Here is a 14,647-nt window from a genome sequence, read left to right on the forward strand (position 1 = left end):
GTGTTCCTCTCGTCGCGTCGTGGTCTCACGACGCGCGTCTTCGTCTACGGAGCAAGGGCGGGTGCAGCTGGTGGGGGGTGTGGGCGCGCATGCGGTGCGCGTACGTCATCGCGCACATCGCGCCACCCCTCCCTGGCCGCTGCCGAGGGCGCCGCTGCCCACGCGGCCGCCCTCCTTCGCGAAGGTCGAGTAGATGTCGGTCTTCGTCATGCTCAGAAGTCCCAGCCTTCTTCGTCGGCGGGAGCCGGGTCGGCGGTCTCGGGCCGGGAGGCGAAGGCCGCCCCCGCCATGCCCGCCGCCAGGGTGGTTCCGTCGGCCGGGTCGATCAGCAGGAAGGACCCGGTACGGCGCGAGTCGGCGTAGGCGTCGAGCGCGAGCGGCTCGGCGGTGCGCACGACCACGCGGCCGATGTCGTTGGCGACCAGCTGCCCGGGCTCCGGGTGCTGGGACAGGTCGTCCAGGGTCAGCCGCGAGGGGATCTCCTTGACGATCGCCTTGACCGTGCGCGTGGTGTGCTTGAGCAGCACCCGGGCGCCCACGGACAGCGGCTGGTCGGCCACGTGGCACACCGTCGCCTCGACGTCCTGCGTCGGGGCCGGGGCGCTCGCGCTCGGCGCGATCAGGTCGCCGCGCGAGATGTCGATGTCGTCCGCGAGCCGCAGGGTCACCGACTGCGGGGCCCACGCGATGTCGACGCTCTCGCCGAGCGCGTCGATTCCCTCGATGGTGCTCGTACGGCCCGACGGCAGGACGGTGACGGCCTCGCCGACGCGCAGCACGCCGGAGGCGATCTGGCCCGCGTAGCCGCGGTAGTCGGGGTGCTCGGCGCTCTGCGGGCGGATCACGTACTGCACCGGGAAGCGGGCCGGGCAGGCGGTGAGGTCGTGGCTGACCGGGACCGTCTCCAGGTGCTCCAGCACCGTCGGGCCGCCGTACCAGTCCATGTTCGCGGAGGGCTCCACGACGTTGTCCCCGGCCAGCGCGGAGATCGGGATCGCGGTGATCTCCGGGACGCCCAGGTCCGAGGCGTAGGCGGTGAACTCCTCGGCGATCGCCGCGAAGACCTTCTCCTCGTAGCCCACCAGGTCCATCTTGTTGACGGCCAGGACCACGTGCGGCACCCGCAGCAGGGCGGCGACGGCCGCGTGCCGGCGGGTCTGCTCGATCACGCCGTTGCGGGCGTCGACCAGCACCACGGCCAGGTCGGCCGTGGAGGCGCCGGTGACCATGTTCCGGGTGTACTGCACGTGCCCGGGGGTGTCGGCGAGGATGAACCGGCGCCGCGCGGTGGCGAAGTACCGGTACGCGACGTCGATGGTGATGCCCTGCTCGCGCTCGGCCCGCAGGCCGTCGGTGAGCAGCGCGAGGTCGGGGGTGTCCTGGCCGCGCTGGGCGGAGACCGCTTCGACGGCCTCCAGCTGGTCGGTCAGGATCGACTTGGAGTCGTGCAGCAGGCGGCCGACCAGGGTGGACTTGCCGTCGTCGACGGATCCGGCGGTCGCGAAGCGCAGCAGGGTGGTGGCCGACAGGTCGGCCAGCGGTTCGGTGGTGGCGGTCATCTCTAGAAGTACCCTTCGCGCTTGCGGTCTTCCATCGCGGCCTCGGACATCTTGTCGTCGGCGCGGGTGGCGCCCCGCTCGGTGAGCCGGGAGGCGGCGATCTCGGCGATCACGGCGTCCAGCGTGGTGGCGTCGGAGTCGACGGCGCCGGTGCAGGACATGTCACCGACGGTGCGGTAGCGGATCAGCCGCGTCTCGGGCTCCTCGCCCTCCTTCGGGCCGCCCCACTCGCCCGCGGTCAGCCACATGCCGTGTCGCTGGAACACCTCGCGCTCGTGGGCGAAGTAGATGCCCGGCAGCTCGATGCCCTCGCGGGCGATGTACTGCCACACGTCCAGCTCGGTCCAGTTGGAGAGCGGGAAGACGCGCACGTGCTCGCCGGGCGCGTGCCGACCGTTGTAGAGGTTCCACAGCTCGGGGCGCTGGCGGCGCGGGTCCCACTGGGAGAACTCGTCGCGGAGGCTGAACACCCGCTCCTTGGCGCGGGCCTTCTCCTCGTCGCGCCGGCCGCCGCCGAAGACCGCGTCGAAGCGCAGCCGCTGGATCGCCTCGGTGAGCGGGAGGGTCTGCAGCGGGTTGCGGGTGCCGTCGGGGCGCTCGCGCAGCTTCCCTGCGTCGATGTAGTCCTGTACGGACGCCACGTGCAGGCGCAGTCCGTGCTCGGCCACCGTGCGGTCGCGGTACTCCAGCACCTCGGGGAAGTTGTGACCCGTGTCGACGTGCAGCAGGGTGAAGGGGACCGGCGCGGGCGCGAACGCCTTGAGCGCCAGGTGCAGCATGACGATGGAGTCCTTGCCGCCGGAGAAGAGGACCACCGGCTTCTCGAACTCGCCCGCCACCTCGCGGAAGATGTGCACGGCCTCGGATTCGAGGGCGTCCAGGTGGGACAGCGCGTAGGGCGCGTCGGCCTCGGTGTGGACGTGGGCGACCTTGGTGGTCATGCCAGACCCCTCTCGTTGAGCAGCGCGAACAGTGCCGCCGCGGACTCCTGCACCGACTGGGTGTGCGACTCGATCCGCAGGTCCGGGGCCGCGGGGGCCTCGTACGGGTCGTCCACACCGGTCAGGCCGGAGATCTCGCCCGCCGCCTGCTTGGCGTACAGGCCCTTCACGTCGCGCTCCGAGCAGACCTCGACCGGAGTGGCCACGTGGACCTCCAGGTAGGTCGTCCCCTCGGCGGCGTGCCGCTTGCGGACGGCCTCGCGGCTGTCCTCGAACGGGGCGATGACCGGGACCAGCGCCTTCACGCCGTTGCTCGCGAGCAGTTCGGCGACGAAGCCGATCCGCTGCACGTTGGTGTGCCGGTCCTCGCGGGTGAAGCCCAGCCCGGCGGAGAGGAACTCGCGGATCTCGTCCCCGTCGAGCACCTCCACCCGGTGGCCCTCGCCGCGCAGCCGCTCGGCCAGCGCGTACGCGATGGTCGTCTTGCCCGCGCTCGGCAGCCCGGTCAGCCACACGGTGGCGCCCTGGTCGCTCACGCTCATCTGTTCGTTCTCCGTCGGTTCCGTACGGTTCGCGGACTCGGTCATCAGCCGTGCAGCCCGCATTCGGTCTTGCCGAGCCCGGCCCAACGGCCGGACCGGGCGTCCTCGCCCTCCGCCACGCGTCGGGTGCACGGTGCGCAGCCCACGGAGGCGTAGCCGTCCATCAGCAGCGGATTGGTCAGGACCCCGTGTTCGGCGACGTACGCCTCGACGTCCTCCTGGGTCCAGCGGGCTATGGGGGAGACCTTGACCTTCTGCCGCTTCTCGTCCCAGCCGACCACCGGGGTGTTCGCCCGGGTCGGGGACTCGTCGCGGCGCAGGCCGGTCGCCCACGCGTCGTACGCCGTCAGGCCCTCTTCCAGCGGCTTGACCTTGCGCAGCGCGCAGCACAGGTCCGGGTCCCGGTCGTGCAGCTTCGGGCCGTACTCGGCGTCCTGTTCGGCGACGCTCTGGCGCGGGGTGAGCGTGATGACCTTGACGTCCATCACGGCCTCGACCGCGTCGCGGGTGCCGATGGTCTCCTCGAAGTGGTAGCCGGTGTCGAGGAAGACCACGTCCACGCCGGGGCGCACCCGGGAGGCGAGGTGGGCGACCACCGCGTCCTCCATCGAGGAGGTCACGGCGAACTTCGGGCCGAAGGTGTCGGCCGCCCAGCGCATGATGTCCAGCGCGGAGGCGTCCTCCAGGTCCCGGCCCGCCCGCTCGGCCAGCTCCTTGAGCTGACCCGTGCGGCTCTCCTGAGCTGTCGTCATATCTCTTCCCCTCCAGCGGTGTCGGACCGAAGCCCTCGGGCCAGCAGCCCGAGGTACTTCAGCTGGAAGGCTCGATTGCAGGACCTGCATTCCCAGGCGCCGTGACCCTGTTCGTTGGGGAACAGGTCCTCGTCGCCGCAGTACGGGCAGTGGAAGGGCGCGGCGCGCTCGCTCATGCCAGGCTCTTCTCGTCGGCGCGCGCGACCCAGGCGGCGAAGCGCTCGCCGTCCTCGCGCTGCTCCTCGAAGCGCGTGACGACCCGCTCGACGTAGTCGGGCAGACCGTCCGCGGTGACCTTGAGGCCGCGGACCTTGCGGCCGAAGCCGGCCTCCAGGCCGAGCGCGCCGCCGAGGTGCACCTGGTAGCCCTCGACCTGGTTGCCGTCGTCGTCCAGGACCAGCTGGCCCTTGAGACCGATGTCCGCCACCTGGATGCGGGCGCAGGCGTTGGGGCAGCCGTTGATGTTGATGGTGATCGGCTCGGCGAAGTCCGGCAGGCGGCGCTCCAGCTCGTCGATCAGCGAGGCGCCGCGCGCCTTCGTCTCGACGATGGCCAGCTTGCAGAACTCGATGCCGGTGCAGGCCATCGTGCCGCGGCGGAAGGGGGACGGCTTGACCCGCAGGTCCAGCGCCTCCAGGGCGGCGACGACGGAGTCCACCTGGTCCGCCTCGATGTCGAGCACGACCATCTTCTGCTCGGCGGTGGTGCGCAGCCGGCCCGAACCGTGCCGCTCGGCCACGTCCGCGATCTTGGTGAGGGTGGCGCCGTCGACGCGGCCGACCCGGGGGGCGAAGCCGACGTAGAAGCGGCCGTCCCGCTGCTGGTGCACGCCGACGTGGTCGCGCCACTGGCCGGTGGGCTGCGCCGGGGCGGGACCGTCGGTCAGCTTGCGCCCCAGGTACTCGTCCTCCAGGACCTGGCGGAACTTGGCCGGGCCCCAGTCGGCGACGAGGAACTTCAGGCGGGCGCGGTTGCGCAGCCGGCGGTAGCCGTAGTCGCGGAAGATCGAGATGACGCCCTCGTAGACGTCCGGGACCTCGTCCAGCGAGACCCAGGTGCCCAGGCGGACGCCCAGCTTGGGGTTGGTGGAGAGCCCGCCGCCGACCCAGACGTCGAAGCCGGGGCCGTGCTCCGGGTGGTTCACGCCGACGAAGGCGATGTCGTTGATCTCGTGCGCCACGTCGAGCAGCGGCGAGCCGGAGACGGCCGACTTGAACTTGCGGGGCAGGTTGGAGAAGTCCTTGTTGCCCACGATCCGGCGGTAGATCTCCTCGATGGCGGGGGTGCCGTCGATGATCTCGTCCTGGGCGATGCCCGCGACGGGCGAGCCGAGGATGACGCGCGGGGTGTCGCCGCAGGCCTCGGTGGTGGACAGGCCGACCGCCTCCAGGCGGCGCCAGATCTCCGGGACGTCCTCGATGCGGATCCAGTGGTACTGGACGTTCTGGCGGTCGGTGAGGTCGGCGGTGCCGCGGGCGAACTCCTGCGAGATCTCGCCGATCACGCGCAGCTGCTCGGTGGTGAGGCGGCCGCCGTCGATGCGGACGCGCAGCATGAAGTACTCGTCGTCCAGCTCCTCCGGCTCCAGGATCGCGGTCTTGCCGCCGTCGATCCCGGGCTTGCGCTGGGTGTAGAGGCCCCACCAGCGCATCCGGCCGCGCAGGTCGTTGGGGTCGATCGAGTCGAAGCCCCGCTTGGAGTAGATCGTCTCGATGCGTGTCCGCACGTTGAGACCGTCGTCGTCCTTCTTGAACTGCTCGTTGCCGTTGAGGGGCGTGTGGTGGCCGACGGCCCACTGGCCCTCGCCGCGGTGGCGGCCGGGCTTGCGGCGCGCGGCTGCGGGGGCGGCTGCGGGCGTTTCTGGGGTGGCGGCCATGGCGGTACGTCCTTCTGTGGCGGCTCGAAGCAAGGGCGGGCGGAGCGACGGTGCCCACGGCTTCGACCTGCGGTGATGCGCGGCAGTGCGCTGACAGGTGTGGCGGATCGCGCCCCCTTCGCCGGTGGGCGGGGGGCGGTTTTCGGCCTGCGGGGGCTTGCGGAATCGACGCGTCCGCGGGGCGGCGGCGACGAGGTGCGGCGGTGGCTGGTTCCGTCAGCGCGCCGGACAGATGGCGCTGGACATGCGGCCGAGGTCGACGTGCCGCCGACTCACCAAGGCAATTCCAGCTCCATTCATGGCGGAAGCGTGTCATGGGCCGATTGGAGGAGTCCACTACTGTCCACCATTCGGACGAAAGCGTCCCGCATTCTGGGATCGTGTGTCCCGAGTCACCTCCTGAGCCCCGTGCGCAAGCCCCCCGGGGGGACGGCCGGGGCGGCAAATTCAGCCTCGCCGGCGTTTGAGGCGCCCCCGGAGGGCAGGCCGGACGTGGCTGCTGCTGCCTCCGGCGGCGCCTCAATCGCCGGCGGGGCTTGATGTGGCCGGGGTGGTGGGTTCAGCCTCGCCGGCGTTTGAGGCGCCCCCGGAGGGGAGGTCGGCCGGCGGGGCTTGATGTGGCCGGGGTGGGAAATTCAGCCTCGCCGGCGTTTGAGGCGGCCCCGGCGGGCGGCGGGCGGGGGCTTCGCGGGCGGGGTCAGGCTCCGGGCCAGGGGCCCGGGGTGGGGGTGTCGGCTTTCGGTTCCGTTTCCGTGTGGAAGAGGCGGAAGCCGCGCCGCAGGTAGTTGTCCATGGCCGTCGGGCCGTCCTGGCTACAGGTGTGCAGCCAGACCCGCTTCGTCGCCTCCCGCTCCGGCCACCGCGACGCGAGGTCCCACGCCCGGGCGACCCCCACCGACAGCAGGTGCCCCCCGATCCGCCGCCCCCGGAAGTCCGGCAGCAGCCCGAAGTACACGATCTCCACCACGCCGTCGTCCTGCGGGTCGAACTCCACGTACCCCGCCGGCGTCCCCCGGTCGTAGGCCACCCAGGTCTCCACCCCCGGCCGCCCCAACTGGCGCACCCACTCCTCCCGGGTCAGCGACAGCCGGTCCGTCCAGTGGATGTCACCGCCGACCGAGGCGTACAGGTAGCGGCTGAACTCGGGCGAAGGGACCTCCGCACGCGAGATCGTGATCTCGGAACCTGGAACGGCCGCCGGAACGAGGTCGTCCGGCGAGGTCATCTCCAGGGACCAGGTGGTGAGGGTGAGGATGCTCATGCAGGTCAGGGAATCACACCGCGGACCGACCCCGGCCCGGCCGCCCGCTCGACCCGCGCCCTGAGCACCGCCGGCGCGCTCGAATGCGGCAGCAGGTCCGCGGGCCGCTCCGGCCGGACCACCTCCACCTCCACGTCCTCCGCGAAGCGGTACGGTCGGTGCGTCAGCACCCCGGCCAGGTGGCGCCGTACCCGCGAGAGCTCGGCCCGCACCGTCACCGTCCGCGTCGCGTCCCCGAACAGCTCCGCCGCCAGCTCCGCCGCCGTGCGCCCCCGCGGGCTCTCCGCCAGCAGGAACAGCAGCTCCGCGTGGCGCGGGCTCAGCTCCTGGGTCCAGCTGCCCGCCGCCCCGTACACGGTCGCCGACCAGGTCCGCGCCCGGCTCAGGTCCAGCACCACCCGCCCCGCCGCCGCGCCCGTACGGACCTCCTCGATCCGCAGCAGCCAGCCGCCCGGCAGCGGCTCCACCGCGCAGTGGCCCAGCTGCGGCACCCAGTGCCGCCCCGGCCCGAAGACCTTGGGCAGCGGCACCCGGTCGACCGGGGCCAGCCCGGTCACCGCCGCCGTCCAGCCGTGCGGGTCCACGGCCAGCGCCCGCCCCGGCAGCCGCGCCAGTAGCGGCGCCGCCACCGACCGCAGCCGCTCCAGGGACTCCAGGTGGCGGATCCGCAGCTCCCGCTCGGCGAGCCGGGCCACCGAGGCCACCCAGGTCAAGGTGGCCGGATGCATCGTGGCCAGCGGCCCGCTGACGTCCACCACGCCCAGCAGCTGCCCGTCGCGCGGATCGTGCACGGGCGCCCCCGCGCAGGTCCAGTCGTGGTGGGTGGAGACGAAGTGCTCCGCCGAGAACACCTGCACCGGCCGCCGCGTGACCAGGGCGGTGCCGACCCCGTTGGTCCCGACCACCGCCTCGTCCCAGTCCGCGCCCACCCCGAACCCGAGCCGGTCCGCCCGGCGCAGGATCGAGGAGGCGCCCTCGCGCCACAGCAACCGCCCGTCCGCGTCGGCGATCACCATGATGTGCAGCACCTCGTCCAGGTTGGGCAGCAGCCCCTCGCGCAGCACCGGCAGCAGCGCCCGCAGCGGCGACACCTGGCGCCGTTCCTCCGTCTCGGCCGCCGACAGCATCCGCGAGCGGGTGTCCCGGTCCGGGTGCACCCCGCCGGCCAGCATCCGCCGCCAGGACTCGGCGATCTCGGGGCGCGGCGTCGCCGGCGGCCGGTTCCCCGCGAGCGCGGCCGCCCGTACGCCTTTGAGCAGCCGGGCCGCGTCGCGCGCGTCCATCGCGGCGAGCCGCGCCACGTCGACCGCGGTACCCGTGCCACCTGCAGTGGTTGCCACCGGATCCTCCTGAATGAACCGGACCGTGCGTTACGGATTCCCCATCGGACTCACAGGTTGCAACGGTCTGCAACTCTCGCCAAGCCCCGGTCGCCCGATCGAAACTGTGCGTCACGCCGACAGGCGGCGTGAAGGCTCCTCCTCGGGGCTGACCCGGAGCAGGTGTGGTGCCGAGTCGGCGCGGCGCCACCCTGCTGCCGGCAGACGGGCCCGGATCCGGGCACGGAGCGGTTTGGGGACCTCTCCTAACCCGTGATCCGCGCCCGTTCCACCACCGCACCCAGGTCCAGGCTGTGCGGCAGCGTCCCGAAGGCGGTCCCCCAGTCCCGGCCGAGCCGCGAGGCGCAGAAGGCGTCGGCGACCGCGGGCGGTGCCCAGCGCACCAGCAGCGAACCCTGGAGCACCAGCGCCATCCGCTCCACCACCCGCCGGGCCCGCGCCTCGATCCCCTCCAGGTCGGCCAGCTCCGTCAGCAGGTCCTTCACGGCCGCGTCCAGCCGGTGATCGGCCCCGCGCGCGAGGCCGACCTCCTGGAGGAAGGCGTTCAGGGCCTGCGGCTCGCGCTGGAGCGCCCGCAGCACGTCCAGCGCCTGTACGTTGCCCGAGCCCTCCCAGATCGAGTTCAGCGGGGATTCCCGCAGCAGCCGGGGCAGCCCGGACTCCTCGACGTAGCCGTTGCCGCCCAGGCACTCCAGCGCCTCCGCGACGGCGGGGGTGCAGCGCTTGGTCACCCAGTACTTCGCCGTGGGCACGGCGATGCGCAGGAAGGCCCGCTCCTGCGCGGTGCCCGCGTCGTAGGCGGCCGCCAGCCGCAGCGTCAACGCGGTGGCCGCCTCCGACTCGACGGCCAGGTCCGCCAGTACGTTGCGCATCAGCGGCTGGTCGATCAGTTTCGCGCCGAAGGCGGAGCGGTGCTCGGTGTGGTGCACGGCCTGCGTCAACGCCTGCCGGATCAGCGAGGCCGACCCGATCACGCAGTCGAGCCGGGTCGCGGCGACCATCTCGATGATGGTGCGCACCCCGCGGCCCTCCTCGCCCACCCGCCGGGCCCAGGTCCCGTCGAACTCCACCTCGCTCGACGCGTTCGACCTGTTGCCGAGCTTGTCCTTCAGCCGCTGGATCGCGAAGACGTTGCGGGTGCCGTCCGCCAGCACCCGCGGCACCAGGAAGCAGGTCAGCCCGCCCGGGGCCTGGGCCAGGACGAGGAAGCCGTCGCACATCGGGGCCGAGCAGAACCACTTGTGCCCGGTCAGCAGGTACTCGCCCGAAGCGTCCAGCGCCACCGCCCGCGTGGTGTTCGCGCGCACGTCGCTGCCGCCCTGCTTCTCGGTCATCCCCATGCCGAAGAGGACGCCCGACTTCTGCCCGGCCGGGCGCAGCCCCTGGTCGTAGACGTGCGAGGTGAGCCGCGGCTCCCACTCGGCCGCCAGCTCAGGGTCCGTGCGCAGCGCGGGCACCGCCGCGTGGGTCATGGAGACCGGACAGCCGTGGCCCGCCTCGGCCTGGGACCAGACGAAGAAGCCGGCGGCGCGCCGCAGGTGCCCCGCCTCGCGCCCCCAGGCGTCGGTCAGCCCGTTCGTCACCGCGTGCCCGAGCAGCCGGTGCCAGGAAGGGTGGAAGTCCACCTCGTCGATCCGGTTGCCGTACCGGTCATGTGTACGGAGCTTCGGCGGGTTCTCGTTGGCCTGGGCGCCCCATTCCTGGGCCTGTGCGGAGCCCGCGGCGCGCCCGAGTTCGGTGAGTTCTTCCCTTACGCCCGGGAGGAGTTCGGGGTCGAGGTGCCGTTCGACCCCCTCGGTGAGGGCGCGGTCGCCGCCGTAGACGTCGTGCCCGACCAGGGGCGGTGCCTGGTTGCTGACTGTGTGGGTGGTGGCTGCCATGCCGATACGGTAAGGAGGTGCAGGCAGCAAAAGAAACACCCGAGCGGCCTCCGGGTCGGCTCCACCGGGCCCGGGCCCTTTACCGCAACGTGTCCAAGCGCAAGATGTCCTGGCTGCTGCTCAAGGACACGGTCAACTCGTGCATCGAGTACCGGATCCTGGGACTCGCGGCCGAAGCGGCGTTCTTCACGCTGCTCTCGCTGCCGCCGCTGTTCCTCGGCCTGCTCGGGCTCGTCGGCTACGTGGACGGCTGGAGCGGCACCACCTCGGTGCAGACCATCGAGGAGAACATCCTGCGGGCGGTCGGCACCGTGCTCTCCGACCGGGGCGTCAACGACATCGCGAAACCGATGCTGGACGACGTGACCCGGCAGGCCCGCCCCGACCTCATCTCGCTCGGCTTCGCCTTCGCCCTGTGGTCGGGCTCGCGCGCCGTCAACGTCTTCGTCGACACCATCACGGTCATGTACGGCCTCGACGGGCAGCGCGGCATCGTCAAGACCCGGCTGCTGGCCTTCCTGCTGTACGTCGTCGCCCTGCTCGTCGGCTCCGTCGTGCTGCCGCTCCTGGTGGTGGGCCCGGACGCGGTGGTGCGGTGGGTGCCGTGGGGCACGGAAGTGGTGGCGGTGCTGTACTGGCCGACCGTCACCCTGCTGTCCATCGTCTTCCTGACCACGCTCTACCACGTCTCGGTGCCGGTGCGCTCGCCGTGGATCGAGGACGTGCCGGGCGCGCTGATCGCGCTGGCCATGTGGGTGCTGGGCTCGTTCCTGCTGCGGATCTACCTGACGAACACGGTGGAGGGGCCGACGATCTACGGCTCGTTGGCCGCGCCCGTCGCCGTCCTGCTCTGGATCGGGATCTCGGCCTTCGCCGTCCTGGTGGGCGCCGCCGTCAACGCGGCGATCGACCGCGTCTGGCCGTCGGTGGCGACCGCGGCGGCCCGCGAGGCCAACGAGCGGGTGCGGGAGGCCGAGGCGGCCCAGCTGGTCGCCCGGGCGGCCGCCTGGCGGGCCCTGGCCGAGGGCGAGTCGGAGGACGACGAGGACGCGGGGATGCCCTCGGAGTTCCCCGAGCGCTGGTCCAAGTTCCTCCCGCCCGAGGACTACTCCTCCCGGCTGCGCAAGCACTGACCCGGCCGGGCCGCCAAGGCCCCGGATCCGGGTGCTACGCGTTCGCGGCGAACAGCGAGACCGCGCCGCCGTCCGGGTCCAGCACGATGGCGTAGCGCTGCCCCCAGAAGGCGTCCCAGGGCTCCCGGTGCGCCGTACCGCCGCCGGTCGTGGACAGCTCGGCGTACAGCGCGTCGACCTCGGCGGGGGAGTCGCACAGGAAGGCCAGCCCGACCCGGTCCGCGCCCGGTTCGGGGCGCTTCCACTCCGGGTCGAAGGACCGGATGACCTCCACCGTGTCCCAGCCGATCCGCAGCCCCCCGGGGCCGGCGGCCTCGACGTGCGGTTCCCGGTCCGCCGAGGCCGGGAGGTCCAGCCCGAGACGGCGGTAGAAGGCGAGCGAGGCGGCCATGTCGGAAACGACCAGGCCGATCATGTCGAGTCGTGGCGTCATGACGACCACCCTAGGCCGTCCTGGGCGCTCTCCTTCGGATCGTGCAGCAGCGCGGTGCACGGGCCGGGCCCGAGGGCGGGCCGGAGTTCCACCGAGGTGTCCGTGGATTCCAACAGCCCCTCCAGCAGGCCCTCGTGGACCGCGCACAGCACCTCGGGGTGGCTGTGCACCAACCAGCCGTACGGGCAGTGGAGCAGCAACAGCCGGGTGTCGCCCGGCTCCCGGCGGGGCCGGAAGCCCAGGCGGGCCGTCAGCGCGAAGAGCCGCTGCGCGGCGGGTGCCGGGGGTCCGCCCGCGGCGAGCCGCCGTCCCCACTCCCGTCCGGCGGTCCGGGGGCCGGCAAGGTCCCCGGCGGCCGTCCTCGCGACCGCCTCGGCCAGGGCGTCCGCCAGGTCGCGGTAGACCTCGCACCGGTCCTCGCCGCCGGATGCGGTGGCGGCGTACCGCAGGCGCGGCCGGCCCCGCCGCCGTCCCGGGCCCGGGGAAGGGGCGGAGGTCACCAGCCCCGCCTTGCCGAGCACCGCCAGGTGGTGGCGCACGGTGGCGGTGGAGAGGCCGGTGGCGGCGGTGAGTTCGGGGACGCTCCGGGCCGTGCCGTCGGCCTCGCGCAGCAGCGCCAGCAATCGGCGCCGCGAGGGGGCGGCCACGGCGTGCTCGGCAGCGGTCATGCTCCGAAGGTAAGCGGCGCGGATCGCGGGAAGTACCGCGGAAGGTCCCCTCGGAGGGGGCCCAAGAGCCCGAGATCGGGCGGGGCGACGGGCGGGGAGACGGGCGGGGCGACGGGCTGGGAAAAGAGCCCGGAAAAGAGCTCGGAAAAGAGCCCGGAAAAACAGTTGGCGCGCCGCCGCGGGCGCGCGATACCGTGAGCTCGTTCACGCCGAGTGGACCGGAACCGCCGCGTGCGGAGCCGTATTTCACAGGAGGTGAGTCCATTGATGACGGTCGTTGCGCAGGGCACTGCCCGCACCCAGCAGCTCATCAATCTCATTCCTGTGGTCTCCGGCTGACCTTCACCTCATCTTCCGCGCGCGGTGCGCGCGTTCTGCCGGGGCCACCCTGTGAAGGGTTCCCCTTGACTTCCTCTGCCTTCCCGCAGATCGCTTCGCTCCAGCTTCCGCTCCCGCACGCCCTCAGCCCGTACGGCTGGGACGACGCCTGGGCCGCCGCATTCGCACCGTACGCCGAGCAGGGCCTCGTGCCCGGCCGGGTCGTCCGGGTGGACCGCGGTCAGTGTGACGTCATGACCGCGGACGGAATCGTCCGCGCCGACACCGCCTTCGTCACCCCGCACGACCCGCTGCGGGTCATCTGCACCGGTGACTGGGCCGCCGTCGAGGCGGTCGGCAACCCCCGTTACGTCAAGGCGTACCTGCCGCGCCGGACCGCCTTCGTACGGTCCACCTCGTCCCAGCGCTCCGAGGGGCAGATCCTCGCGGCCAACGTCGACCACGCGATCATCGCGGTCTCGCTCGCCGTCGAGCTCGACCTCGGCCGCATCGAACGCTTCCTCGCCCTCGCGTGGGAGTCCGGCGCGCAGCCGCTGGTCGTCCTGACCAAGGCGGACCTGGTGCCCGACCCGGTCACGCTGGCCCACCTCGTCCAGGACGTGGAGACCACGGCTCCGGGCGTCGGGGTGCTCACCGTCTCCTCCCTCACCGGGGAGGGCACGGACGTCCTCACCGCGGTCGTCGGCTCCGGCACCAGCGTGCTGCTGGGCATCTCGGGCGCCGGCAAGTCCACCCTGGCCAACGCGCTGCTCGGCGAGGAGGTCATGGCGGTCCAGGCCGCCCGCGACGTCGACGGCAAGGGCCGGCACACCACCACCACCCGGAACCTGCTCGCCCTGCCGGGCGGCGGGGTCCTGATCGACACCCCGGGGCTTCGCGGTGTCGGCCTCTTCGACGCGGAGGCGGGGGTCGGCCAGGTGTTCTCCGAGATCGAGGAGTTCGCCGCCCGGTGCCGTTTCCACGACTGTGCCCACGAGGCGGAGCCGGGGTGCGCGGTGCAGCGGGCGGTGGAGGAGGGCGCGCTGCCCGAGCGGCGGCTGGAGAGCTACCGCAAGCTCCTGCGGGAGAACCAGCGGATCGTGGCCAAGACCGACGCCAGGCTCCGCTCGGAGATCCGGCGCGACTGGCGGATGAAGTCCGCCGTGGGTCGTGCCAACCACGCCGCGAAGCGGGGCGGCCAGGCCTGAGCCGCGGGCCGTCCGGGGCCGCACGCCCCCCGCCCCGCCTTCCGGATGCCCCCCGCCCCGCCCTCCGGGGGCGCCTCAAGCGCCGGCGAGGCTGGATCTGGCTCGGCCGGTACCTGGCGTCCGCCCTCCGGGGGTGCCTCAAGCGCCGGGGCGAGATTTCAGCCTCGCCGGCGTTTGAGGCGCCCCCGGAGGGGACGGACGGAGAAACCGGCTACGGCTGCGGCTCCAGGCCCCAGGACAGGACGCGGGTCGGGCGGATGCGGATGACCTCGGGGCTGAAGTGGGGGCCCAGCCCGTGCGGCCCCACCTCCAGCACGGCGGTGCCCCGGATCTCCACGCCCCGCACCCGCCACGGCCGGGTGCTCACCAGGTCGTCCACCACCAGCGACAGCCGCGGGTTGCCCTGAAGGTTGCGCCACTTCTTCGTCGTGCCCATGGCCAGGCCACCGACCAGCACCGTGCCGTCCTCCTGGGGGAAGAACCCCACCGGATTGGCCTGCGGCTGCCCGGCCGCGTCCACCGTCGCCAACCGCCCCAGGCGCTGCGAGCGCAAATAGGCGCTCTCCGCCTCGCTGAACCCCGTGAATTCCGTCATGGCACCAGGCTCACAGCCCGCGCCGCCGACCACATCGGGCTCCCGACCTAGGTGTATTGACCCGCAGGGTTGTTCACACGGCTGATGGGTGGGTTACCGTGGAGTGCGGTGTGGCAGCGGTGGTGGTTGTAGGTGTGGAGG

15 protein-coding genes are annotated in these 14,647 nt (G+C 72.6%); 2 read left to right on the plus strand and 13 right to left on the minus strand.

Annotation, left to right across the window (positions count from 1 at the left end; translation table 11 throughout):
- Window positions 1-212: 212 nt before the first annotated feature.
- The 10 genes from ACZ4UB_RS38350 to ACZ4UB_RS38395 all read right to left on the minus strand — a co-directional run bounded on the left by ACZ4UB_RS38350 (window position 213) and on the right by ACZ4UB_RS38395 (window position 10,151).
- Window positions 213-1,559, minus strand: coding sequence for a sulfate adenylyltransferase subunit 1 (locus tag ACZ4UB_RS38350; protein ID WP_468077737.1), 1,347 nt, complete (start codon window positions 1,557-1,559; stop codon window positions 213-215).
- A 2-nt stretch (window positions 1,560-1,561) separates the two neighbouring features.
- On the minus strand, window positions 1,562-2,500 hold the full coding sequence (gene cysD, locus ACZ4UB_RS38355; RefSeq protein WP_354379239.1) for a sulfate adenylyltransferase subunit CysD: 939 nt from the start codon (window positions 2,498-2,500) through the stop codon (window positions 1,562-1,564).
- The gene (gene cysC, locus ACZ4UB_RS38360; RefSeq protein WP_385775888.1) at window positions 2,497-3,042 is read right to left on the minus strand and encodes an adenylyl-sulfate kinase; all 546 of its coding nucleotides are present in this window, start codon (window positions 3,040-3,042) and stop codon (window positions 2,497-2,499) included. The genes cysD and cysC overlap by 4 nt, the downstream gene beginning before the upstream one ends.
- Before the next feature lie 44 nt (window positions 3,043-3,086).
- Window positions 3,087-3,794 (minus strand): phosphoadenylyl-sulfate reductase, encoded by a 708-nt coding sequence (locus ACZ4UB_RS38365; RefSeq protein WP_468077739.1) that lies wholly within the window; start codon window positions 3,792-3,794, stop codon window positions 3,087-3,089.
- On the minus strand, window positions 3,791-3,970 hold the full coding sequence (locus ACZ4UB_RS38370) for a hypothetical protein (RefSeq protein ID WP_468077741.1): 180 nt from the start codon (window positions 3,968-3,970) through the stop codon (window positions 3,791-3,793). Before ACZ4UB_RS38370 ends, ACZ4UB_RS38365 begins: the two co-directional genes overlap by 4 nt.
- Window positions 3,967-5,670, minus strand: a complete 1,704-nt coding sequence (locus tag ACZ4UB_RS38375) for a nitrite/sulfite reductase (protein ID WP_468077743.1) — start codon at window positions 5,668-5,670, stop codon at window positions 3,967-3,969. The genes ACZ4UB_RS38370 and ACZ4UB_RS38375 overlap by 4 nt, the downstream gene beginning before the upstream one ends.
- Window positions 5,671-5,886: 216 nt before the next feature.
- The gene (locus tag ACZ4UB_RS38380) at window positions 5,887-5,970 is read right to left on the minus strand and encodes a putative leader peptide (protein WP_312847410.1); all 84 of its coding nucleotides are present in this window, start codon (window positions 5,968-5,970) and stop codon (window positions 5,887-5,889) included.
- A 397-nt stretch (window positions 5,971-6,367) separates the two neighbouring features.
- Complete coding sequence (locus ACZ4UB_RS38385; protein ID WP_468077745.1) at window positions 6,368-6,931, minus strand: GNAT family N-acetyltransferase; 564 nt, start codon at window positions 6,929-6,931, stop codon at window positions 6,368-6,370.
- A gap of 5 nt (window positions 6,932-6,936) precedes the next feature.
- Entirely contained in the window at window positions 6,937-8,214 is a 1,278-nt protein-coding gene (locus ACZ4UB_RS38390) for a GAF domain-containing protein (RefSeq protein ID WP_468077761.1), read from the minus strand.
- 302 nt (window positions 8,215-8,516) lie between these two features.
- Window positions 8,517-10,151: an acyl-CoA dehydrogenase family protein gene (locus tag ACZ4UB_RS38395; RefSeq protein WP_468077747.1), complete on the minus strand. Its 1,635-nt coding sequence runs from the start codon at window positions 10,149-10,151 to the stop codon at window positions 8,517-8,519.
- 17 nt (window positions 10,152-10,168) lie between these two features.
- Between ACZ4UB_RS38395 and ACZ4UB_RS38400 the strand changes: the two genes are divergently transcribed.
- On the plus strand, window positions 10,169-11,284 hold the full coding sequence (locus tag ACZ4UB_RS38400) for a YihY/virulence factor BrkB family protein (RefSeq protein WP_468077749.1): 1,116 nt from the start codon (window positions 10,169-10,171) through the stop codon (window positions 11,282-11,284).
- A 34-nt stretch (window positions 11,285-11,318) separates the two neighbouring features.
- Here the strand turns inward: ACZ4UB_RS38400 and ACZ4UB_RS38405 are convergent, their stop codons facing one another.
- Window positions 11,319-11,717 (minus strand): VOC family protein, encoded by a 399-nt coding sequence (locus ACZ4UB_RS38405; RefSeq protein ID WP_468077751.1) that lies wholly within the window; start codon window positions 11,715-11,717, stop codon window positions 11,319-11,321.
- Complete coding sequence (locus ACZ4UB_RS38410) at window positions 11,714-12,385, minus strand: ArsR family transcriptional regulator (RefSeq protein WP_468077753.1); 672 nt, start codon at window positions 12,383-12,385, stop codon at window positions 11,714-11,716. The genes ACZ4UB_RS38405 and ACZ4UB_RS38410 overlap by 4 nt, the downstream gene beginning before the upstream one ends.
- 404 nt (window positions 12,386-12,789) lie before the next feature.
- Between ACZ4UB_RS38410 and rsgA the strand changes: the two genes are divergently transcribed.
- Window positions 12,790-13,911, plus strand: a complete 1,122-nt coding sequence (gene rsgA, locus ACZ4UB_RS38415) for a ribosome small subunit-dependent GTPase A (RefSeq protein ID WP_468077755.1) — start codon at window positions 12,790-12,792, stop codon at window positions 13,909-13,911.
- Between the two features lie 211 nt (window positions 13,912-14,122).
- Here the strand turns inward: rsgA and ACZ4UB_RS38420 are convergent, their stop codons facing one another.
- Entirely contained in the window at window positions 14,123-14,506 is a 384-nt protein-coding gene (locus ACZ4UB_RS38420; RefSeq protein WP_468077757.1) for a PPOX class F420-dependent oxidoreductase, read from the minus strand.
- Window positions 14,507-14,647 lie beyond the last annotated feature (141 nt).

The organism is Streptomyces sp. NPDC028419 (genome assembly GCF_055565515.1).

Bases quoted from the DNA above. Each gene is read 5' to 3' on its own strand.
- ACZ4UB_RS38350 (WP_468077737.1), bottom strand. From the start codon at position 1,559: ATGACCGCCACCACCGAACCGCTGGCCGACCTGTCGGCCACCACCCTG.
- cysD (WP_354379239.1), bottom strand. From the start codon at position 2,500: ATGACCACCAAGGTCGCCCACGTCCACACCGAGGCCGACGCGCCCTAC.
- cysC (WP_385775888.1), bottom strand. From the start codon at position 3,042: ATGAGCGTGAGCGACCAGGGCGCCACCGTGTGGCTGACCGGGCTGCCG.
- ACZ4UB_RS38365 (WP_468077739.1), bottom strand. From the start codon at position 3,794: ATGACGACAGCTCAGGAGAGCCGCACGGGTCAGCTCAAGGAGCTGGCC.
- ACZ4UB_RS38370 (WP_468077741.1), bottom strand. From the start codon at position 3,970: ATGAGCGAGCGCGCCGCGCCCTTCCACTGCCCGTACTGCGGCGACGAG.
- ACZ4UB_RS38375 (WP_468077743.1), bottom strand. From the start codon at position 5,670: ATGGCCGCCACCCCAGAAACGCCCGCAGCCGCCCCCGCAGCCGCGCGC.
- ACZ4UB_RS38380 (WP_312847410.1), bottom strand. From the start codon at position 5,970: ATGAATGGAGCTGGAATTGCCTTGGTGAGTCGGCGGCACGTCGACCTC.
- ACZ4UB_RS38385 (WP_468077745.1), bottom strand. From the start codon at position 6,931: ATGAGCATCCTCACCCTCACCACCTGGTCCCTGGAGATGACCTCGCCG.
- ACZ4UB_RS38390 (WP_468077761.1), bottom strand. From the start codon at position 8,214: ATGGACGCGCGCGACGCGGCCCGGCTGCTCAAAGGCGTACGGGCGGCC.
- ACZ4UB_RS38395 (WP_468077747.1), bottom strand. From the start codon at position 10,151: ATGGCAGCCACCACCCACACAGTCAGCAACCAGGCACCGCCCCTGGTC.
- ACZ4UB_RS38405 (WP_468077751.1), bottom strand. From the start codon at position 11,717: ATGACGCCACGACTCGACATGATCGGCCTGGTCGTTTCCGACATGGCC.
- ACZ4UB_RS38410 (WP_468077753.1), bottom strand. From the start codon at position 12,385: ATGACCGCTGCCGAGCACGCCGTGGCCGCCCCCTCGCGGCGCCGATTG.
- ACZ4UB_RS38420 (WP_468077757.1), bottom strand. From the start codon at position 14,506: ATGACGGAATTCACGGGGTTCAGCGAGGCGGAGAGCGCCTATTTGCGC.